This is a genomic window from Nocardia sp. NBC_01499 (assembly GCF_045040275.1).
GTDB lineage: Bacteria > Actinomycetota > Actinomycetes > Mycobacteriales > Mycobacteriaceae > Nocardia.
In genome coordinates, this window is sequence record NZ_CP109426.1 from 520,756 (window position 1) to 540,841 (window position 20,086).

The 20,086-nt window shown below is 67.0% G+C and carries 18 protein-coding genes; 5 read left to right on the forward strand and 13 right to left on the reverse strand.

Annotated elements, in window-relative coordinates:
• Positions 1–712: 712 nt before the first annotated feature.
• The 7 genes from OG203_RS02410 to OG203_RS02440 form a co-directional block, all read right to left on the reverse strand.
• Positions 713–1,924, reverse strand: coding sequence for a fructosamine kinase family protein (locus OG203_RS02410; protein ID WP_405163995.1), 1,212 nt, complete (start codon positions 1,922–1,924; stop codon positions 713–715).
• Positions 1,921–2,700: a helix-turn-helix domain-containing protein gene (locus OG203_RS02415; RefSeq protein ID WP_405163996.1), complete on the reverse strand. Its 780-nt coding sequence runs from the start codon at positions 2,698–2,700 to the stop codon at positions 1,921–1,923. Before OG203_RS02415 ends, OG203_RS02410 begins: the two co-directional genes overlap by 4 nt.
• A 226-nt stretch (positions 2,701–2,926) precedes the next feature.
• The gene (locus OG203_RS02420; protein WP_405163997.1) at positions 2,927–4,927 is read right to left on the reverse strand and encodes a molybdopterin-dependent oxidoreductase; all 2,001 of its coding nucleotides are present in this window, start codon (positions 4,925–4,927) and stop codon (positions 2,927–2,929) included.
• 49 nt (positions 4,928–4,976) lie between these two features.
• Entirely contained in the window at positions 4,977–5,699 is a 723-nt protein-coding gene (locus tag OG203_RS02425) for an RskA family anti-sigma factor (RefSeq protein WP_405163998.1), read from the reverse strand.
• Positions 5,700–5,912: 213 nt separating this feature from the next.
• On the reverse strand, positions 5,913–6,578 hold the full coding sequence (gene sigK / locus OG203_RS02430; RefSeq protein WP_405163999.1) for an ECF RNA polymerase sigma factor SigK: 666 nt from the start codon (positions 6,576–6,578) through the stop codon (positions 5,913–5,915).
• A 116-nt stretch (positions 6,579–6,694) separates the two neighbouring features.
• Positions 6,695–7,330: a fasciclin domain-containing protein gene (locus tag OG203_RS02435; protein WP_405164000.1), complete on the reverse strand. Its 636-nt coding sequence runs from the start codon at positions 7,328–7,330 to the stop codon at positions 6,695–6,697.
• A 119-nt stretch (positions 7,331–7,449) separates the two neighbouring features.
• Entirely contained in the window at positions 7,450–7,644 is a 195-nt protein-coding gene (locus OG203_RS02440; protein WP_405164001.1) for a hypothetical protein, read from the reverse strand.
• 157 nt (positions 7,645–7,801) lie between these two features.
• Here OG203_RS02440 and OG203_RS02445 point away from each other — a divergent pair, with 157 nt between their 5' ends.
• Positions 7,802–8,605, forward strand: a complete 804-nt coding sequence (locus tag OG203_RS02445; RefSeq protein ID WP_405164002.1) for a thioesterase family protein — start codon at positions 7,802–7,804, stop codon at positions 8,603–8,605.
• 245 nt (positions 8,606–8,850) lie between these two features.
• Here OG203_RS02445 and OG203_RS02450 read toward each other — a convergent pair whose 3' ends face one another.
• Entirely contained in the window at positions 8,851–9,477 is a 627-nt protein-coding gene (locus OG203_RS02450) for a hypothetical protein (RefSeq protein ID WP_405164003.1), read from the reverse strand.
• 337 nt (positions 9,478–9,814) lie between these two features.
• On the opposite strand from OG203_RS02450, the gene OG203_RS02455 reads away from it, so the two are divergent.
• The gene (locus tag OG203_RS02455) at positions 9,815–10,111 is read left to right on the forward strand and encodes a hypothetical protein (protein WP_405164004.1); all 297 of its coding nucleotides are present in this window, start codon (positions 9,815–9,817) and stop codon (positions 10,109–10,111) included.
• On the opposite strand, the gene OG203_RS02460 is transcribed toward OG203_RS02455, so the two are convergent.
• The gene (locus tag OG203_RS02460; RefSeq protein WP_405164005.1) at positions 10,104–11,444 is read right to left on the reverse strand and encodes an MFS transporter; all 1,341 of its coding nucleotides are present in this window, start codon (positions 11,442–11,444) and stop codon (positions 10,104–10,106) included. The genes OG203_RS02455 and OG203_RS02460 overlap by 8 nt on opposite strands.
• Before the next feature lie 166 nt (positions 11,445–11,610).
• On the opposite strand from OG203_RS02460, the gene OG203_RS02465 reads away from it, so the two are divergent.
• On the forward strand, positions 11,611–12,558 hold the full coding sequence (locus tag OG203_RS02465; protein WP_405164006.1) for a LysR family transcriptional regulator: 948 nt from the start codon (positions 11,611–11,613) through the stop codon (positions 12,556–12,558).
• 69 nt (positions 12,559–12,627) lie between these two features.
• Positions 12,628–12,990, forward strand: a complete 363-nt coding sequence (locus OG203_RS02470; RefSeq protein ID WP_405164007.1) for a hypothetical protein — start codon at positions 12,628–12,630, stop codon at positions 12,988–12,990.
• 82 nt (positions 12,991–13,072) lie between these two features.
• Here the strand turns inward: OG203_RS02470 and OG203_RS02475 are convergent, their stop codons facing one another.
• Both OG203_RS02475 and OG203_RS02480 read right to left on the reverse strand, forming a co-directional pair.
• Positions 13,073–14,284 carry an alpha/beta hydrolase family protein gene (locus OG203_RS02475; RefSeq protein WP_405164008.1) on the reverse strand — a complete coding sequence of 404 codons (1,212 nt, stop codon included), beginning with the start codon at positions 14,282–14,284 and terminating at the stop codon, positions 13,073–13,075.
• A 165-nt stretch (positions 14,285–14,449) separates the two neighbouring features.
• Positions 14,450–15,751, reverse strand: coding sequence for a DUF4153 domain-containing protein (locus OG203_RS02480; protein ID WP_405164009.1), 1,302 nt, complete (start codon positions 15,749–15,751; stop codon positions 14,450–14,452).
• A gap of 623 nt (positions 15,752–16,374) precedes the next feature.
• Here OG203_RS02480 and OG203_RS02485 point away from each other — a divergent pair.
• Positions 16,375–16,539 (forward strand): hypothetical protein, encoded by a 165-nt coding sequence (locus OG203_RS02485; RefSeq protein WP_405164010.1) that lies wholly within the window; start codon positions 16,375–16,377, stop codon positions 16,537–16,539.
• 1,007 nt (positions 16,540–17,546) lie between these two features.
• Here OG203_RS02485 and OG203_RS02490 read toward each other — a convergent pair.
• A complete protein-coding gene (locus OG203_RS02490) occupies positions 17,547–18,653 on the reverse strand; it encodes an ATP-binding protein (RefSeq protein ID WP_405164011.1) in 1,107 nt (368 codons plus the stop codon).
• Positions 18,650–19,351 carry a response regulator gene (locus OG203_RS02495; RefSeq protein WP_405164012.1) on the reverse strand — a complete coding sequence of 234 codons (702 nt, stop codon included), beginning with the start codon at positions 19,349–19,351 and terminating at the stop codon, positions 18,650–18,652. The genes OG203_RS02490 and OG203_RS02495 overlap by 4 nt, the downstream gene beginning before the upstream one ends.
• Positions 19,352–20,086: the final 735 nt, after the last annotated feature.

Here is a 20,086-nt window from a genome sequence, read left to right on the forward strand (position 1 = left end):
TGTTCTGGGCTAAGCGGATGCATAACGAAGCGGGCGCAGTAGCGAGGAAGACGACCGCGCGGTGCGCGCATCAGACGCTCTGGCGCCACGCCAGATTCGCAGCGGTCAACGAGTCGCTGTCATCAATCGGCGACGGTTGCGCACGCGCAGAGCGACGGTTGCGCACGCGCAGGCGGTTGGCCGCCCAGCCCGCACCCGAATCGCACGTTGCTGCCAGCACCGCTCAGCAGGGACGCCATCGGCCAAACTCCGTGTCAGATCACGGTTCTGCGGAGCGGCGTATATCGGCCGCCACTCACCGACCGGGACATGGCGGCGCGAAAGTGCGAGTGGGCACGCCGTCATGTCCCGCTCGGTGAACCGCGGACAGCTATGGACGGAGTCGGCGCAGTGTCGCGCTCGGCCCGGCGCGTTCATCCGCCGCGTCGGTGCGGGCTCGACCATCGCGGCGGACTCGACCATCGCGATGAACCGAGGACAGCTACGGGAGGAGTCGGCGAGCACGGTGCTGCGCGCGCCGCGGTCCGGTGGCTGGTGGCTCACCACGTACCAGCCGCCCCATCTAGTGAACGGAACATGGTGGCGGCGAAGTGCGCGTGGAGCCGCCGTCATGTCCCGGTCGGTGAACAAGTTGAGCGGTGGAGTCGCGCACCGGGTGACCTAGTGAACGGAGATGGCTGCGTTGATGGGCGGGGCGTGTCGGTGGGTGGGGCTAGCCTGCTAGGGCGGTGGTGGCGGCGGTGAGGGTTTGGGCGCGGTAGGTTGCGCCGAATAGGACGACGTGGACTAGCAGGTGGTGGAGCTGGTGTAGGGGGATGCGGGTGCGCCAGCCGTCGGCGAGGGGGTGGGTTTCGTTGTAGGCGTTAAGGATTCGGTCCAGGTGGGGGGCGCCGAAGAGGGCGAGCATGGCCAGGTCGGTTTCGCGGTGGCCACCGTGGGCGGCGGGGTCGATGAGGATGGCGCGTTCGGCGGTCCAGCGGATGTTGCCGGACCAGAGGTCTCCGTGGATGCGGGCGGGTGGTTCCGGTGGGCCAGCCAAGGTGTCGATGCGGTCTATGACCTGCTCCAGCAAGCGGATTCCGTCCCGGCCGAGGTGAGGGGCGGCGCGCGGGAGGTAGGGCGCGAGGCGGCGTTCGGCATACCAGCGTGCCCACGGTCCGGTGGACAGCGTGTTGTCCAGAGGTAGTTCTGCGATCCAACCCTGCCAGGGTGCGCCGAAAGCATTGGGTGAGTTCGCGTGTAGCGCCGCGAGTTCGCGCCCGAGTTGTTCGGCCGCAGCGGGAGTCGGTCCGGTGTCATCGAGCCAGGGCAGCACGATCATGCGATCGTCAGCGGCCAGGACTTCGGGGAGGAGGTCGGGAACCGACCCGGGCCGCGCCGACTCCCCGCCAGCGGTCGCCGATCGGACCGTGGCCGACTCCCCGCCAGCAGTCGCCGAACGGACCATAGCCGATCCCGCGGCAACGGATGCTGATCGGACCGTGCCAGTTGTATCCGACGTGCCAGGCGTCGGCACACCTGGCAGCCATGATTGATCGGCGACGCTCGCGAGACCTGACGTACCCGCACTCGAGCCAATCTCGTTGGGACTCGAGCCAATCTCGTCGGGTGTATTCGCCGAGCGACTCGACTGTGATCCACCGGGCCGTCGAGGCAGATCGAACTGGGCGGAGCGCGCCTCGATTGTCGCTACGCGGTTCTCGATGGCCTCGCCCACCGGCTCATGCGCTCCCGCGGCAAGCCAGCGCAGCCCGGACGCTTCCGCCGCAAAGACAGTGGTTGGTTCGGCGGCGGCCTTGACGAAGACGTCGCGACCGTCGGCGAGAGCGGCGCGGTGCATCGTCCATGCGTGACTCGACCCGAGGTCGGTGACGCCGCGGACGGGCGTGTCGAGGAGGGCGTGGAGGTGCTCGGCCAGGGTCATGGCGTCTGGGCGGTGAGTCGCTTCATGGTGTCCTCGTCGGCGGGGAAGAACGATTCGATGGCGAGTTCGGCGACGGTCACATTCATGGGGGTGCCGAAGACGGTGGTGACACTGAGGAACGACAGTTCGTGGCCGTCGCGCAGCATACGCAGCGGGACCACCGACTGGTCGGGTTCAGGCAAGGCCGGATCGATCGCACCGCCGGGGTAAGCGAGTAGTTCGTCACGCAATTCGACCAGCTCGGGTGAACCGGTGACCTCGATCTGGCGGGACAGTCGCGCGAACACGTGGCCGCGCCATTCCGCGAGGTTGATGATCTGATTCGCCATACCGTCGGGGTGCAGGCTCAACCGCAGCGCGTTCACCGGTGGGGTCAGCAGCGCGGGGTCGATGCCGGTGAGCAGCAGCGTGACACCGCTGTTGGCGTCGATCATCGTCCAGCTCTGATCAATCGCCAGCGCCGGATACGGCTGATGGCCGACAAGGATCTGCCGCATCGTTCTGCGGACCGCGTCCATCGCGGGGGTATCGAGCGACGGTTCCGCATAGGCGGGTGCATAGCCTGCGGCCAGCAGCAGCCGATTGCGTTCGCGCAGTGGGATTTCCAGGTGCTCGCTCAGATGGACCAGCATCGTCCGGCTCGGCGTGGCGCGACCGGTCTCGATGAAACTCAGATGCCGAGCCGACGTCTCGGCGCGCCCGGCCAACTCCAGCTGACTGAGCCTGCGCTCGAGCCGCCAACGCCGCAGTAGGTCACCGGCTGTTTGCGTACTCACTCCCCGATCCTACGAACAACCCGTCGCCACGACGATTACCTCACAGGTAATCGTCCAGACCGCCACCGCTGCCCGCCGAGAACCGACACCCCCGCGCATTCTCGCCGCTATACGCGGACGACCGGACAGCCGCACCCACACTCGAGATCCGCACTCGGTATGGGCCCCTATAGAGAGGCGGATTCAGGGAGTGGGTGCGGATCCCGAGGTGCGGCGACCGGCGTGGTCAGCGGACGGTGATCACGCGACTGTGCCAGCCGGTGGAGCCGTCGGGGAACGGTTGGGCGCGGGCATCGGTTTGGGTGACGCCGTCGCGGTCGATCGCCCGGACGCGCAGGGTGTGTGCGCCGGGTGGGGCGGTCCAGCGCCACGTCCATTGACGCCAGGTGTCGGTGGAGTATTCGTCGGCGAGGGTGGCCGGTTGCCACGGTTGGTCGTCGACTTGGACTTCGACGGCGTCGATACCGCGATGCTGGGCCCAGGCGACTCCGGCGACGGTGACATCGCCCGAGGGCACGGTGGCGAAGGCGGCGGGGACATCGATGCGGGACGCGGTTTTGATGAGTGCCTTTGCGGCCCAACCACGTTGGGTCCAATACGCCTCGGCACGGTCGAATCGGGTCAGTTCGAGATCGACCACCCATTTGGTGGCGGACACGTAACCATAAAGACCGGGCACAATCAGCCGCGCGGGATAGCCGTGCGCGATCGGCAGCGGTTCGCCGTTCATCCCCACCGCCAGCAGCGCGTCCCGACCATCGGTCACCGCGGAAACCGGTGTGCCCGCGGTGAATCCATCGACACTGCGAGACAACAGCATGTCGGCTTCTGGCCGCACACCCACCTCGGCGAGCAGATCGGCCAGCAGGTACCCCGTCCAGACCGCGGTACCCACCAACTCGCCGCCGACCTCATTGGACACACACGTCATAGTGATCATGCGCTCGACCGCCACCCGCCGCCGCAGCCCAACGATATCCAATTCCATTGGGCGATCGACCATTCCGTGAATGCGCAACCGCCAATCGCCGCTCCTCAGCGCCGGGAGTTGCAGCGCGGTATCGACACGGTAGAACCGATCATTCGGAGTGACGAACTCGGCTAGCCCCGGAACCGCCCGCCGCACACCAGGTTCGACAGCCAACGCCGGAACAACCGGACGCGGAACAACAAACCCAGCCCGATCCGCCACCACATCACGCAGCCGCGCCCCAACCCACTGCCCAGCAACGGCCGCCCCCACAGCCACCGCCCCCACTCCCGCCGCGAACAGGAGAAACCGACGCCGCGACCCGCCTCCGCCCAGGGACCCCGATGGCGGTGTCCCCGACGTGCTACTCACGTCCGCACTCCGAGACGGACCGATGCCGCCACTCGCTACCGGAAGGATGGTCGCGGCACTGTCGCCGCCCGCCGCCCGACGTGTCCCCGCCACAGCATCATTACGCGCCGCCGGACCAACATCTGCCGCCACATCACCGACGTCCGCTCGCCCCACCCCTGCCGCAGTATCGTCACCCGCCGCAGCGCCGATCCCCATCGGTCCCGTTCGCGCGATAGTGCCGCCTTCCGCAGGGTGTCGTCCACCCGATCTACGTTCGCCATCGAGCTCTAGGTCGCGCCCGGTGTCACGGTCACTCCTGGGCGCTGAACCGGTCATCGATGCTCCGCCACCCATCGAACCCGCCCGCGGATGCGACTCCTCGCCCGCAACCCTGTCCGCCGATGAAACACCCTCCGTAGCTTCCCCACCGAGCGCGGGACCACTAACCGGCACTCGGCCGATCAGCACGCGCAGGGCCAGCACTCCCGCCGCCACACCAATGAGCGTCGGTACTGCGAACCATGGTGTGGCAGTGGGGCGTTGGAGCGCGGCTCCGAGTACTACCCCACCGAGTAGGACCAGCAGTACACTGCCGAGTGGACGCCGTCGCTCCAGGATGCCGAGGATCGCGGCGAACACGACCATCACCGCGGCCATCGATGCGAAGAGTGCGAGCTTGTCGTTGCTGCCGAAACGGCGGATCGCGGCGTCCTTCAACGCATGTGGGGTGTGGTCGACCACCGAGGCGCCCATCGCGTAGAACGGGGAGGCGGCGGGATCGATCAGCGCGGCGACCAGGTGGCCAACGCCAAGTACTGTCAACGCGGCGAGGACTCCGGTGAGAGCCGCGGCCGATCTGTTGCCGGCCTGTTTCGGGCGTGCTTGTGCCGCAAGGTTTTTCATCGCAGGTTCTCTCGTTGATCGTCGGGATCGAGAAGCTGCGGGCGGCAGCTCAGGTCAGATTCACGCTGGCGATCGCGCTCGTCGTCGGCTGCGGCGAACCGGCGGCCGGTTCGACCGTGACGACCAGTGTGTCGACAGTGTCGAAGCGGGTCACCATGGCGGGGCCGGCGGCAGGCAGTTCGGTCATCACCCGGGCCGAGCGCGGCGTCCCACCGAGCGGGATGAGCCAGACCTGGTAGGAGTGGCCCGGCGGTGGTGCCGACACGGATTCGAAAGTTACTGTGGCAGCGGTGATTCGAAGCGAGGTACGGACGGTGAGACTACCTCCGCCCGCGACCGGCACCGACTTCACCATGACGTCGGGCTGTTCGAGCACCAATTGGGCGGTGAGCCCGGATTGGCCCGAATCGGATTGGTGCACATACACTCCGACACCTGCCCCGATCGCCACCACCACCGCGACCGCAGCCGCGAGCCAGCGCGATCGCTCGAATCGCTTGCGGGACTTACCCGATACTCCGGTCGCTTCATCGAGGGCCCGCAGCAACGTCGTCTCCAACGCGGGCGGCGGCTCGGTCGCATCGAGCACAGTCAGCACGGCCATCGTCTCGCGCACACCGGAAACAATGGCGGCGAAGGCGGCCGCGGTGGCCTGGTCGGCGTCGCGCAACCGGTGTTCGATGGTGCGCCGCTCGAGCTCGGCGACCGCGTCCATCGCATACGGGTAAGCCAGCTCCAGCAGATCCGTAGCGGGCCGCCCGTTCTCACTCATGCCCACACCGCGCTAACACTCTGTCCCACCAGTAAGAGCGCATGCCCGGCTGTTTCTATCGCCCACTCGCGTCGCACACTCATGCCGGCACCGCACCGTCGCTCGGCTCCGGCACGCGCAAGCGCTCGGCTGCATCCATTGCCCGCTCCCATACCGCGCGAACACTCGGCTCCGGTATGCCCGACGCGCGCCGCGCCGCAATCCTGCGCTCGCTCATGCGGTATCACTTCCTGTCAGGCAGTTCTCGAGCCGCTTCAATCCATCGCGGATACGGCTTTTGATGGTGGGCAGCGGAACTTCGAGGTGGTCGGCGACCTCGCTATAAGTCCGGCCGCTGTAGTAGGCCAGCGCGACGGCTTGACGCTGGATCGCGGTCAACGTGTCCAGGCAGTCGAGCACCGATTGCTCATCGAGCAGCTGTCCGACCTCTTCGGCGACGACATCGTGGTCGCGGCCCAGATTCGCTTGACCGAAGGCGATGTCGCGGGTGCTGGCGGACTGCTCGCGGCGGACCCGGTCCACCGCCCGCCGATGGGTCAGCATCATCAGCCAACCCATCGGACTGGACAGTTTGCGGTCATAGCCCGCCGCGAGCGACCACGCCTGCAGATACACCTCCTGGGTGATCTCCTCGGCCGCCGCGTGACTGCGCAGGATGCGCAGCGCGAGACCGAACACCCGGTGACTGGTCGCGCGATAGAACTCGGTGAAGGCCTCGCGATCGCCGGTCGCGATCGAGTCGAGCAGCTCGACAAGCCGTCGCATCCGCGCGAGTTCGTCCGGATCCGCGCCGGTCGCGCACGACGGTGTCACCGGAGGTCCGCCCCCGCCGGTGTTGCGGCGCAGGCGGATCGCGGCGAGCCTCGGCTCATTCGGCATGCTCACCTCCGCGGCGATCGTCGGCGGAAACGGACAGGGAATGGATCTGCGGCAGCAACACGTCGAGCACGACTCCTGATGGGAAGGACCATTCCGAACTAAACGGTGTGGCGAGGTTACGCGGCGGGCGGCATCATCACGGTATCGATCAGGTACACCGTCGCATTTGCCGTCTTCACTCCGCCGCAAATCACCGAAGCGTCGCCGACTTTGATGTTGTCGCCGCTGCCGGTGACCGTCACGTTCGCGCCCTCGACGGTCGGGTGCGTGCCCGCGATCTTGTCCGGCGCGATCTGGCCCGGAACCACGTGGTAGGTGAGGATTTTCGTCAACGTGGCCGAGTCCGTCTTCAGCGCGTTGATGGTGGCCGGGTCGATCTTCGCGAACGCCGCGTCGACCGGTGCGAACACTGTGAACGGACCGCCGTTGAGCGTGTCGACCAGATTCACCTGCGGATTGAGCTGACCCGACACAGCGGCGACCAACGTGGTCAGCAGCGGATTGTGCGAGGCCGCGGTGGCGACCGGATCCTGGGCCATGCCGCTGACCGAACCGGCGCCGGTCGGCACCTGCTGGGCGTAGGCCTTGCAGCCGGTACCGACCAGGTCGCCCGCCGCAGCCGTCGACGTGGTCATCGCCGCGGCCGAGGAGGGTGCCGCGGTGTTGTCGGACTTGTCGCTCGAACAGGCCGAGGCACCGACCAACGCGGTCAGCGCCATCGCCGCCACAACCGAACGTCGCATTACAGTCATCGTTGTCATTCGCTTCCGTCGATACGGCTCGCGGCCGTGCTTGGATTGGACGGAACGGAATTCGCCTGGGCCGTCGGCCCGGATGGGTCGAGTTGGCAAGAACTTTCTCCAGCGGCGCGCTAACGTTCGGCGCGCGCGTCGAGGACCATCGACCCGTCCTGCACGAGGGTGGCGCGGGCGCGACGGCGAACCCGGCAGGTGTCCACCGAGCAGTCCAAATGGATCTGCATCGCCCGATGCGCTCGGGCCGCCGACATCGGACCGGGATCGGTCCGGCAATCAGCGATATCGGAATTCATGGCAAATGTCTGCATCTGTCTGTCCCTTTCGCCGGGCGCTCACCGAGCGCGGGTCCAATAGCCTCACCAGTACTTCGCACAGCAACCAGCAACGGACTGGCTAGTCTTTGCCGGGCGGGACATCGTCGCGTGCGCGCTCGCTCATGTCCCGTTCGGCAGGCAGGATCGTGGGATGACTACTACGGCGGATTTCGTGTTCGACAGCGATACGGCCAGTGAACGAGTCGGAGAGCACGAGTTCGAGCTGACGCTGACGGACCGGTGGACCACCTTCATCGGCACAACGAATGGAGGGTATCTGCTGGCCAGCTGTTTACAGGCGCTGTGCAACGACGTGCCGCACCCCGATTTGTTGTCCGCGTCCGCGCATTTCCTGCGGCCAGGCAGTCCTGGACCCGCGCGGATCACCACCGATGTCGCCCGGATCGGGCGGCGCACCTCGACCGGGGCGGCGACGCTGCTGCGCGATAATCGGGAAATCGTGCGCGTGTTGGCCACTTTCACCGATCTCGGCACCGCCGACGGACCGACCAAAGTAAACGGCAAACCGCCAGCGTTGCCCGCGCCCGAAAAATGCGTCGACGCGTTCGAGGCATTCACCCACCCACGGCCGCCGATCTCGCAGCGGACCGAGGCTCGCATGGCCGACGTTCCCGGCTTCTGGCGCGGCAAGCCCGGCGGTGCCAGCGCCACCGAGTTCTGGGTGCGCATGGCCGACGGGCGCGACGCCGACCCGATCGTCCTCGCGTTCCTCGTCGACTCCGCCGCGCCGATCGTCTTCGACCTCGGCATTCCCGGTTCGGCGACCATCGAACTCACCGTCCACATCCGCAAGCGGCCTGCCCCCGGCTGGCTGGCGTGTCGCGTCACCACCAACTTCCTGATCGATGGATTTCACGAGGAAGATTTCGAAATCTGGGACAGCACAGGGGCTTTGGTTGCTCAATCGCGGCAATTGGCGATCGTGTCGACGTAAGCGGGTAGCGGCGGTACCGGGCGATCGACAGGTCGAGCGCCATGGCGTCGTCCGGTGCGGTGCGCAGCCCCTGCATATGGTCCGCGCGGCCTGCCCAGTAACACCGACGGCCGTAGCCGTCGTACGGTCCGGGTAGCCCGCACATTAACGCCGACAGACATGGCCGACATACGGTCCAGGCGGCCGCCCAGGCAATACCAACGGCGTGGCGGTTGTCATGGCAACCCGACAAGCGGCCTGGCCGATCAGGTCGGTGGGGCGATCTTGGCGATGGAGACCACGCCCGGACCGGTGGTGACCGTGACGAACTGGCGATAGGTGCGGACGGCGGCGTCGGGACGGATTTCGGTGATGACCACGTCGAACCGGCCGTCGGCCATGGGGGTGATCATCACGCAATGCTGGGTGCCCGCAGGGACGGACTTGATGCCCGCGCTGATGACCTCGGCCGGCGGCACCGACGCGTCCGTCGTGGTCACCGCGCGTGCGTCGGCTCCCGATCTGGCCACGTAGTAGGCGTACTGGAAGGCCAGGATGACGTCCGGTCCCGAGGTGGTCGATCCAGTTCCGTTGCCGCGCACCAACTGATCGTTCCTGGTCGGCTCGCAGCCGGGTCCGCCGCCGAGCACCGGATCCGTATACGTGGCCGACTGGCGCGGCGCACTCGCCGACGCCGTGTACACCATGACCACCGCCACCGCGGCCACCGAACCGACCACCGCGGCCGACCCCACCAGCCACGACCTGCTTCGCCGCTGCACATGCCAGCGCTGCGGACGCGGAATCATCCCCGGCCACAACGGCACCGCCGCTTTGTGCCGCCCGCGATGTGCGGCGGCACTCCCCCCGGAAACGTTGGACGACGACGTCATCGCGCCGCACCCCCTTTACCGGTGCCTACTCAGCGCCCCGGGACACCCTCAATGCCGTTGCGCAGTAACAACATTGCACACCTTCGCCGGGCATGCCGGTCGAATGAGTCACAGACCGGTTTGCCGGTTTCGCTGGCGCCCTTCGGTTGTCGGAACGGAGCGGAGGACAGCGCAGGCCAGTTACCGCGCGACGCCCGCGCGAACGGCGACACGAGGACCTTCCCGACCCGCCCACTCTCGGCCGCCACGTCGATACGCTGCCGAGTGGGACGTGGCGGTGGCAAAAGTCGAGTAACTGAATCGGTGATGTCGCGCTCGGACTCGAGGAGGGATAGCCGTGCAAGTCGCGGTATACGGGCCGAGGGAATGCGGCGATGTCGAGGCCGGGCAAGCACGGATGGTCGGGCGGCTGTTGGCGGAGGCCGGGGTGACTGTGCTGTGCGGCGTGATGGCCGCGGTTGCCGAGGGTGCGTCGATCGCGGGTGGGCTGGTGATCGGGGTGCGGCCGGACACCGATCGCGGCGCGGGGTGCGCGGGGTTGTCGGCCGTGCTGTTCACCGACATGGGTGAGGCACGCGACGCGATCCTGATCGCGTCGGCGGGCGTGGAAACGCCGGGCGCTCAGCTCACCTGATACTGGCCGGGCTCGACCGCGTCGGCTCGATCGCAGGAACGTGCATCGGCTGATCGGGCTCGGTCACATGCTCGCCCGCAGGGACATGCTCGATCGCCGGTGGGTGCATCGACTGGACGCGCTCAGCCACTTGTCCGAATCCTTCCGGGTTCCAAGGCAGCAGGAACGGTGTGGCGAGCAGCAGAACACCAGAGAGGGCGATGGCCTCGAGTGGGCTGGTGAGGGTGGCGAGGATTCCCCAGAGGGCGATGAGTGCGGCTTTGGTCGCGTTACCGCTGATGGACCAGGCGGTCAGGACTCGCGCGGCTCGGTGTGCGGGAGTGCGCAGGAGTCGCTCGGTGGCGTAGATGGGGTTGAAGATGCCCATGCAGGTGATCAGCAGCGCCTCGACGATGATCACGGTCACCACGCCGGAGAGGCCGGGGCGGGTGAACGCCAACCCGATCGGGAAGCACGCGCGAAGCACACCGGTGACGATCATGACGCGATGTCGTCCGAATCGACTGACCAGACGCGGGGAGAGCCGGGCGCCGAGAAACCCGAAGAGGGACGGTATCCCGAACGCCAACCCGTATTGCCAGGCAGGGACGTGGTATCGGCCGAGGAGCAGGACAGACAGCAACGGGACGGCGGCCATGATCAGACCGCTGGTGGCGATCGAGTTGAGGAACAGGCGGCGCAGCACCAGATCCTGGCGAATGAACCGCCAGCCGTCGAGCAGATCGCGGCCGCGCAAACGGGTGGAGGTCTCTCGGGGTGCCGCTGTGTCGCGGCCGCGGATGCGGAGAACTCCCAGCGCCGACAGCAGGTAGCTCACCGCGTCCGCGATGACGGTGACCAGCGGGCCGAACACTCCGATGAGCGCACCGCCAAGCGGTGGTCCCGTCGAGATGGCAACCCAGCCCGTGCCCTCGAAACGCGCGTTCGCCACGATCAACTGATCACCGGAGACAAGAACTTTCAGATACGCACCGGATGCGGCGGTGAAAGCGATGTTCGCCGTGACCGAGATGATCGCGACGAGTAGGAGTTGGCCATAGGACAGCAGCCCGAGCAGATACGCCGCAGGCAGGCTGGCCATCGCGACGAACCGAACAAGATCCATCGTGATCATCACCGGACGTTTGTTCCGATGCTCCACCCAGGGCCCGAGCGGAAGGGCGATGATCGTGGCGACGGCAAGGCTGACCGCCTCCAGCGCCGAGACCGCGAATGCTTGCGCATGCAGCACGCGCAAGGCAATCAGCGGGAACGCCCCGAACGCGATCTGCGTACCGAACGCGCTCACCGCGTACGCCGACCACAACCACCCGAAACTGCGACCTAGCTGCACGCGACCCCTTCGATGCTCTTACTTCTGCGTCCAGCGACTCAATACTGATCTGCCGCAAGACAACCCGTCGTTGACCACCCAATCCAAGCAATCGCGGCAACCCGGATCAAACAACCGAGTCGGCGGCGAGCCACAACCAGCTGTTGTGCCAGTAAGGTTTTGCGACGTGGACCTCGACGCCGTGCGCACCTTCGTCGTCGCCGCGGACGCTGGTCAATTCCAGGAAGCCGCCGCCGTGCTGTCGATCACCCAGCAGGGGGTCTCCAAGCGCATCGCCGCGCTGGAGAAAGATCTGGATGTGCGCCTGTTCACCCGCACGCCCCGCGGCGCCCGGCTCACGATCGACGGTCAGGCATTCCTGCCCCATGCCCGTGAACTTCTCCGGGTGGCGGAGCGGGCCGACGCGTCCGTGCGTCCTGGTCGGCGCGCGCTGCGCGTCGATGTCGTCAACCGGCGGGTCGTGACAGCAGTGCTGCTCCAGGATTTCTATCGAACGCATCCCGAGATCGAGTTGGATGTCGTGACCCTGGACGCCACCGTCGATGGTGCGATCGCGGCTGTCCAAGCTGGGACGATCGACGCCACCTTTCATGGCGTTCCCGCGCGGCAACAGTTACCCGAGGCGATCAAGGCCGCCCGCGTCATCGACGAGCCGCACCAGCTACTCGTCGGACCCGGGCACGCACTCGCCGACGCTTCCTCCGTCGCGCCCGCCCAACTCGCCGGACATCGAATCTCGATGCCGGGGTTGGGTGCTCGCGGCGAGGTGGCGGACTACTACGACGAACTCGTGGCCGCGTTCGGTCTGACGATCGATGTGGTCGGCCCCGTCTTCGGCAACGAGACCATGCTCGCGGACATCGCCGACTCCGCCGACCTCAGCACCCTCGTCGGCGAGCGCTCGCGTTACCTGTGGCCGGACAGCTATGACCTGCGGCGCATACCCATCCGCAACCCAACCCCTGTTTATCCGATGTCAATGATCTGGCACGACGACAACCCGCATCCCGCGCTCAGCAAACTCCGTAACTACCTCAACGCCAGACGAACCGACGCACCCGACGCGGAGGTCTGGTTGCCGACATGGACGCGGCGGTCCGCGTCGAGGTCATGAGCTGGACAACGGTGAGAGGTCGTCCGGCGGTCGAATCCAGGTGCCGCCGCGCTCCTTGCGTTCGACTGCATGAGTGGGTTCACCGAAGGGATGGGGCTGCGGCGACCGGACCAGCAGCACCACCAGCCGCCGCCCGAGAACGCGCCGATGATCGCCCGCATTCAGCAGAACCTCGCGTTCTGGATGGAACACGAGCTGCGGCAATACGTCCGCTATGCGCCGGATCTCGCGGCCTTGCGACAGTCCGCGAACAAGCTCGTGCTCGGCATCGGGCGCGACTCGAAGGACACCTTCCCCGCCGCACCCAACGCCGTCCTCGCCGAGGAACTCGGACTCGACGTCGTCGAATTCACCGGTAATCACATCGGTTACGTCACCGACGCGGACGGGTTCGCCACACAGCTGGACCAGCTCCTCGCCCAGCCCACATAGACCGCCTCGTTGCGGCGAGCCATGACGCCGTCGTTGGGAGCTGGGGCAGGCCGACCTCGCCGGAGGGGTTGGCCGAAAGTGTCTAGGGAACCGGGACCATTTCGGGGTGTAGCAAGGTGGCCGGTGTCTGGGTGAGATCGTTGTATCTGCCCAGCGTCGTGTCGAAGAAGCTGCGTAGGTAGCCGCGCTGCAGATCGAGCGAGACGCGCGGATCGATGGTGCCGACCAGCTGGGCCGCGACAGCGGAGGGGATCAGGCCCGCGGCGACAAGTGGAGCGGCGATCAGCTGGTTGTCGCAGAACGAAAGATGTTGCGTGCCGTTGAGCCGGAAATTGAGTTTCGGTCCGTGACCGGTGGCCCAGAACTGTTTCACACCCGGGATGTCGGCACGGTCGTGGCCTTCGCGGTTGATGAGCATGAACGGGCGGTCCAGCCCGTCGGTGACGACCGAGCCCCAGAGGCGGCCATCGAGGTCAGCCGCCGCCGCGATCCGGGGATCGTCGTGCATGGCCTGGGCCGCGGTGGCGCCGCCCAGGGAATGCCCGAACATACCGACCTTCGATACGTCGAGTACTCGGGCGAGGTTGGCGGGCAGCGGGTGCTGGTCGGCGTCCGGATTGTCCCCTGCGGTGATGTCGACGAGCTTGTCGAGCACAAACCGGGTGTCGGCAACCCGCGTCGCTAATGCGGTAGCGCCCTGGGCCTCGTCGTCGCCGTGGGTCGGTGCCAGAGCGCTCTGTTCGATCCGGCCGCCGGGGAATTCCGTCGCCGTTTCGTGAGTGTGGCTCAGCGCGACCACGACAAAACCGTGACTGGCAAGATCTTCGGCCTGCGCGGTGCTCAGCTCACGCGGCATCCCCTTGCCCGGCGAGAACATAACCACCGGGCGGCGCCCACGAGACATCTCCGCAGCCGCATCGATGTGGCCGTGACTGGGCGCCAACGTCAAGCGCTCCGTCGACGGCGCACCGACCGGAGCAAGACTATCGGCATATATCTGGGTAAGGCTGGGCGAGAGCCATTGCCGCACAGGCACTCCCGCCACGTCGGTGGCGGGGTACCAGATGCTGACCATCAGCTCACGCGCGACGGCCGGGCTATACGGATCGCGCCGCGCGGTATCGACCAGATGCAGATCCACCACGCCGATCGCATCAGCGCCGGTTGGCTCCGGCAGGGCTACGACTACCGAACCCTGTTGCGGCGGAACCGGTTCAGCTCGGGCAATGCCGTCCACCGTGGTCAACGCCAGCAGGACCAGAACAGAAACATATCGAAATAGCCTCGTCCGCAAGACAATTCCCTCCCCAGTCGCTGGCGTCGCTCACCTCCAACCGGTTCACCCTATCCCGAGTCCACGTCAGCAGTATCGGGCGAGCCTGTCGACCCGCCCAACGGATTCGCCATCGCCCGACACTTCTCGACGCCGCCATGCATCATGCGATCAAACGCCGGGCTACTACCTCCTGGCAGTCGAGCGAGACAGGTTCCAACTGTGCCAGGTGTCATGGTCGAGGCGGTACAGGACCCGGTCGCGTACTTCGGTGCGCAGGGGTTCGGGCAGCCGATCGGTCGCGGGCAGGATGTCGGGTGAGAGTTGGGTCAGGTATTCGGTGTCGAAGGGCTTGCCCTGCTGCAAGTTGTCGATGTTCTTGTCGGCGATGAGGCGTTCCGGATTCAGGACGGCCAGTGCGAGCAGGGTCGCCATGGCGGTGCCGATCATCGCGCGCGACAACCACATCCGGCGCAGGCGCAGCACCGCCGCGAGCACCAGCAGATACACCAGGCCGAGCCACAGTTCGCAGACCTCGACCAGCAGCCGGAGCACGGTGAAGCCGTATGCCTGCTGGTAGGTCCACATGCGGCCGAGTGCGGAGGCGACGATGATCAGCGACAGCACACCCACCGCGCACAGCAGCACACGCAACCACAACCGGGCCGCCGCCGAGTCTTTCGCGGCCCAGCGCAAGACAACCAGGATCACCGCGAGCGTCAGGATGGTGACCGCCGACAGCTGCCAGAACCCGCTGCGCGCGTATTCGGCATAGGTCAGCCCGGCTGTGCGCTGCACATAGTCGTCGCCACCGAACAGCGCCACGAACTGCGCACCGACGAACACCGCGAACAGCACGGTGAGCGCACCGACCGGCAGCGCCCACTCCACGCGTCGCAGCGACCGACCTCCGCCAGCGGTTTCCGTCGCCGGCATCGGCGGACCGGCCAGCACATACAACGCGCCAACCGCACCAAGCCCGACCACCGCGAACAACACGATCCACTGAACCATCAAGACACCGTCGAACTCCGGCGTCACCGACTCCAGCAGCTTCGCGAACGTCGCATCGGCACCACCGAGCAACGGAACGAACACCGCGAGCAACGCGAGCGTGACGATCACCGACAGCGCGACACCCCGCTCCCGCCGCGACTTACCACCCCGCATCCGTTCGACCGTCGCATACACCCACGGCAAACCGACCAATGCCGCAAGAGGCAAGGCGATCACATCGGACACCACCCCGTTCGCCGACCGCCGCCCCACGACCGCCAGCGACCCGGCTACACACGCTGCCAGCACGCACAGAGTGAACAACCAGCCCGCCGCACGGAAGGTGCCGACGGCCAAGAGCGCCAGCAGCATTCCCGTCCACCAGATCCGCGCGGACTTCTCCCCGAGTCCGCCGCGCGCTACACGTGTCGAGGTGGTGGCGGTTGCCGCCGTGATCGGCTCCGTCGGGGTGAGTGCGGAATTCGGCACCATCGCATCGGCATTCCCCTCGCTCGCAGCTCCCGGACTAGTTGCGGCAAGCTCACTTGGCTGCGGATTCGCCCCAGTCGGATGCACATCGTCGGTGGAAACCCCCGCCGCACGGGCTATCGAATCGACCGATCCGATAGCCGAATTCGCAGGCCGGGCATCGGTGGCATCGCCCGGGGCGACCAGGGCAGCCCTGCGAATAGATTCGGTCGACCCGAGATACGACTTCGCCTCCGCAGGCCGCACATCAGGAGCATCGGCCGGGACAATCAGCGCAGCCCCGCGATCCGAACTCGCATCGGCGGGATCGTCCGGGGCGATCAGCGCGGCCTCGGTAATCGAATCGGTCGATCCGACATCCGAACTCGCCTCTGGAAGCCCCACATCAGTGGCATCGGCTGGTGCGATTCGCGCGGCTCCGGAATCTGACTCCGACGCATCAGCTTTCGACTTCGTCTCTTCTCGGCAGCTACCTCCTGCCGAGCCTGCGCCTTTCCTGGGTTGATCGGGTTGCGACTTCGCCGCCCTCTCGCGGGCAGTGAGGCTTTGGTTCATGTCCGTCTGAGGGCTGGTTGTCGAATCCTCCCCTCCGGGATTCGACGTCTGCGCAGACGGTGTCGGTGTAGGTGCCGTCGGCGCAGATGCCGTCGGCGCAGATGCCGTCCGCGCAGATGCCGTCCGCGCAGATGCCGTCCGCGCAGATGCCGTCCGCGCAGATGCCGTCCGCGCAGATGCCGTCCGCGCAGATGCCGTCCGCGCAGATGCCGTCGGCGCTGTTGGCCTCCGTGTAGGTAGTGTCGCCGCAGACGGTGTCGGTAAGGCATCGGCTGCGCCGACAGCGGTCCCCGTTTCTGCTGCGGTCCCGTCGTTTTCGCTCGCGGCCCGCGTTCCGGTCGCCTGCTTCCCTGACCTGCGGGCGTTCCGATCGACCAGGTACACCGCGCCGACGGCGACCGATCCGGTGAGTAGCCAGCCGATTCCGGGACGATCCAACGGGATCAACGCCGCGCCGGTGAATCCGGCGAGGCAAGCCGCGGGGAGGACGCCGGTTGGGCTGGCGACGCGGCGCCACTTCGGCGGCGGAGGCATGCGCATCGGCGGATAGGCAGGGACGGGCGGAGGTGTCGGTGGAGGGGGCGAAATCGGGTCCGTCGATCGGGTGCCAGTCTGTGGTGGGTCGGCCAATAGTGTGCCCCCGGAGACGGGTCCCGCATGCTCGGCCACAGATTCGGTGAAGGCCGCATGCTTCGAACCCGATTCGGGGCGTGCCCAATAGCTCGCCGCAGGTGTGGCCAGCGACGGTTCCGGCCGGTGCGGTTCGGACCGACCTGGTTCCAGCCGGCCTGGTTCGGGCCGACCTAGTTCCGGCCAACCCAGTTCGGACCGACCTGGTTCGGGCTGACCTGGTTCGGACCGACCCAGTTCCGGCTGATTTAGTTCCGGCTGACCCGGTTCAGGCGGACCTGGTTCCGGCCAACCCGGTTCGGATCGACCTAGCTCGGGCCAACCCGGTTCGGACCGACCCAGTTCCGGCTGATTTAGTTCCGGCTGACCCGGTTCCGGCTGACCCGGTTCCGGCCAACCTGGTTCGGACCGACCTAGTTCCGGCTGACCCGGTTCCGGCCAACCTGGTTCGGACCGACCTAGTTTCGGCTGACCTGGTCCGGACTGACCCGGTTCGGACCGACGCGGTTCCGGAGTTCCTGATTCGGGTGTTTCGGACATGGTTCCCCTCCTGAGGGTGTGCGGGATCGCCCCGGGACCTCGAGCGGTCCGGGTTGGTGGTGTGACTGGTTCGCTAGTGGTCGGGTAGGACCACGCGGATGCGGGAGCCGGGGTCTGCGACGGCGATGGTGCCGCCGTGTAGGTCGACGATCCAGCGGGAGATGGCGAGGCCGAGACCGGTGCCGCCGCCGTCGGTGCGGCCGCCGCGGGTGAAGCGGTCGAAGACGCGGGCGCGTTCGGCGCGTGGGATGCCGGGGCCGTCGTCGGCCACCTCGATCACCAGTTGGCCGGGGTGCTGGCGGGCGGTGAGGCGGACCTCGCCGCCTGCCGGGCCGTGCCGTGCGGCGTTGTCTAGCAGGTTGAGTAGCACTTGATGCAAACGTGCACGGTCGGCGAATACGCTTGCGGTGCTTGGCTGTACGTCGGTAGTGAATCGAACGCCACGGCCCAGTGCCACGGCGGCGACCTCCGCCTCGGCCACGACCTCCGCCAACAGCGGTGCGACGTCGAGCTTTTCGCGGTCGAGGGGGAAGGCGCCCGCCTCGATGCTGGACAGGTCGAGCAGTTCGGAGACGAGCAGGCTCAGCCGTTCGGTCTGGGCGAGGGCGGTGCGCAGTGTTTTGGGGTCGGGTTCGGAGACGCCGTCGACGAGGTTCTCCAGCACGGCGTTGAGCGCGGTGATCGGTGTGCGCAGTTCGTGCGAGACGTTCGCGATGAGGTCGCGGCGCTGCTGGTCGGCGGCCGCCAGATCCGCGGCCATCTGGTTGAACGCTTCGGCGAGCTGCCCGACCTCGTCTCGCGAACTCGCCCGCACCCGCCGCGTGTAGTCGCCGTGCGCCATTCGCTTGGCCGCCGCCGTCATCTCACGCAGCGGCCTGGTGATCCCGTGGGCGAGGAACTGCGAGGTCACCAGGGCGATCGCCATCGCGGTCAGGGTGGTCTTCGGCGGCAACCATCCGATCTTGATTCGGAAGAAGCCGAACGCGATTCCCCCGGCGCACAGCATCAGGATGGCCAGTTTCACCTTGATCGATCGCACGGGATCCAGTGGACGTGGCAGCAGTTCAGCCACTTTGTCCGACAGCACGCGCAGACGTTCGCTGACGGTAGGGCCCTTGCCGCTGACCGTCCCGTCGGCAATCGATCCCTTGTCATCCGCAATACGGTGTGTGCGGTTCATCGCGCCTCCAGCGCATAGCCGACGCCATGCACGGTGCGGATCAGGTCGGCGCCGAGCTTGCGGCGCAATGCCTTGACGTGACTGTCGACGGCTCGGGTTCCTGCGGCATCGGCCCAGTCCCAGACCTCTTCGAGTAACCGTTCGCGGGCCAAGACGACTCGGGGGCGACGGGCCAGGCGGGCGAGTAGGTCGAATTCGAGTGGGGTGAGCTGGGCTTCGACGTCGGCACGCCAGACTCGGCGTTGGTCGACATCGATGCGCAGGTCGCCGACGATGATGGTGTCGCCGTCGCGGTCGGCGGCGCGGTCCATGCGGCGCAGCAGTGCGTGCACGCGGGCGGTGAGGACGCGCAGGGAGAACGGTTTGGTCAGGTAGTCGTCCGCGCCGACGCCGAGTCCGACGAGTTGGTCCGTCTCGTCGGTGCGTGCGGTCAACATCAGCACCGGCACCGAGCGCTCCGCTTGGATCCGCCTGCACACCTCGAGCCCGTCGAACCCCGGCAACATCACATCGAGCACCACCAGATCGGGTGCGAGCGCCGAAGCCGCGGCCACGGCACCCGGTCCGTCATGCGCCAAGTCCACCGTGAACCCCTCGGCCCGCAGCCGCACCGCCACAGACTCCGCGATGGTCACCTCGTCATCGACCACCAGAATCCGCCGCGCCAGCTGTCCCCCAGCCGCTCCGCTCTGTTCCATGCTCGGAACCCTAGCCACCCGCTGTGGAGAGGTCCGGCACCAAATGTGGAGATTCCGTGTCGACGCGCATAATCCCCGCCCCCATGCCGAATTCTGCCCCACGTCCAACTCCACGATCGATGTCCGCGACATCCACCACTGAACCGTCACGGGTTTGGGGCCGACCGCGTCGACCCAGAGCCTTGCGGGGCGGTCCGACAGTGACCCACGACACGATCCGTGCCCACGGCAGAACCTTGCTGGTCGTCTCAACACCGACCCGCCCCGCCGTCTTGCACTCTCTCAACGGGACCTCGCCGCGTCACCCAACCGCGTATCGCCAGATCCACGCCCCGCTCAATGCTCAAACCATCCGGCCAGGTTCATCAAATGGACAGCATCGATAGCTCGCGCTGGGGCCCAGAGGCGAGTGTCGATGGTGGACATGACAGTGGTGCAGGCGATGTCGCACTTGACGGGCAGTAACCGATGACCAGCGAACCCGCCCAGCCCGTCACCACTCGCATCTCGGCGCGGCCAAGTCCTCCTCGACGGCCACCTTGTCGACAGGTAAACCCTCGGCGCAGGCGTCATCACGATGAGTGTCACCCGGGCGCGGCCGTCGCACACCACGTCCTGTTGACCGCAGAGTGCGCGCCGCACTGGGCTGGGTCGCTCTGCACGGCCGATCGCCAGCCGCGATCACACAACAACCCGACCGCCGAGCCATCCTTTCAAGATCATGGGGAACTGGTG

What these genes read in the sequence shown, in the direction of transcription:
- OG203_RS02445 (WP_405164002.1), top strand. Translation starts at nt 7,802, where the DNA reads ATGACTACTACGGCGGATTTCGTGTTCGACAGCGATACGGCCAGTGAA.
- OG203_RS02440 (WP_405164001.1), bottom strand. Translation starts at nt 7,644, where the DNA reads ATGCAGACATTTGCCATGAATTCCGATATCGCTGATTGCCGGACCGAT.
- OG203_RS02490 (WP_405164011.1), bottom strand. Translation starts at nt 18,653, where the DNA reads ATGAACCGCACACACCGTATTGCGGATGACAAGGGATCGATTGCCGAC.
- OG203_RS02420 (WP_405163997.1), bottom strand. Translation starts at nt 4,927, where the DNA reads ATGAAAAACCTTGCGGCACAAGCACGCCCGAAACAGGCCGGCAACAGA.
- OG203_RS02495 (WP_405164012.1), bottom strand. Translation starts at nt 19,351, where the DNA reads ATGGAACAGAGCGGAGCGGCTGGGGGACAGCTGGCGCGGCGGATTCTG.
- sigK (WP_405163999.1), bottom strand. Translation starts at nt 6,578, where the DNA reads ATGCCGAATGAGCCGAGGCTCGCCGCGATCCGCCTGCGCCGCAACACC.
- OG203_RS02435 (WP_405164000.1), bottom strand. Translation starts at nt 7,330, where the DNA reads ATGACTGTAATGCGACGTTCGGTTGTGGCGGCGATGGCGCTGACCGCG.
- OG203_RS02425 (WP_405163998.1), bottom strand. Translation starts at nt 5,699, where the DNA reads ATGAGTGAGAACGGGCGGCCCGCTACGGATCTGCTGGAGCTGGCTTAC.
- OG203_RS02410 (WP_405163995.1), bottom strand. Translation starts at nt 1,924, where the DNA reads ATGACCCTGGCCGAGCACCTCCACGCCCTCCTCGACACGCCCGTCCGC.
- OG203_RS02480 (WP_405164009.1), bottom strand. Translation starts at nt 15,751, where the DNA reads ATGGTGCCGAATTCCGCACTCACCCCGACGGAGCCGATCACGGCGGCA.
- OG203_RS02470 (WP_405164007.1), top strand. Translation starts at nt 12,628, where the DNA reads ATGAGTGGGTTCACCGAAGGGATGGGGCTGCGGCGACCGGACCAGCAG.
- OG203_RS02450 (WP_405164003.1), bottom strand. Translation starts at nt 9,477, where the DNA reads ATGACGTCGTCGTCCAACGTTTCCGGGGGGAGTGCCGCCGCACATCGC.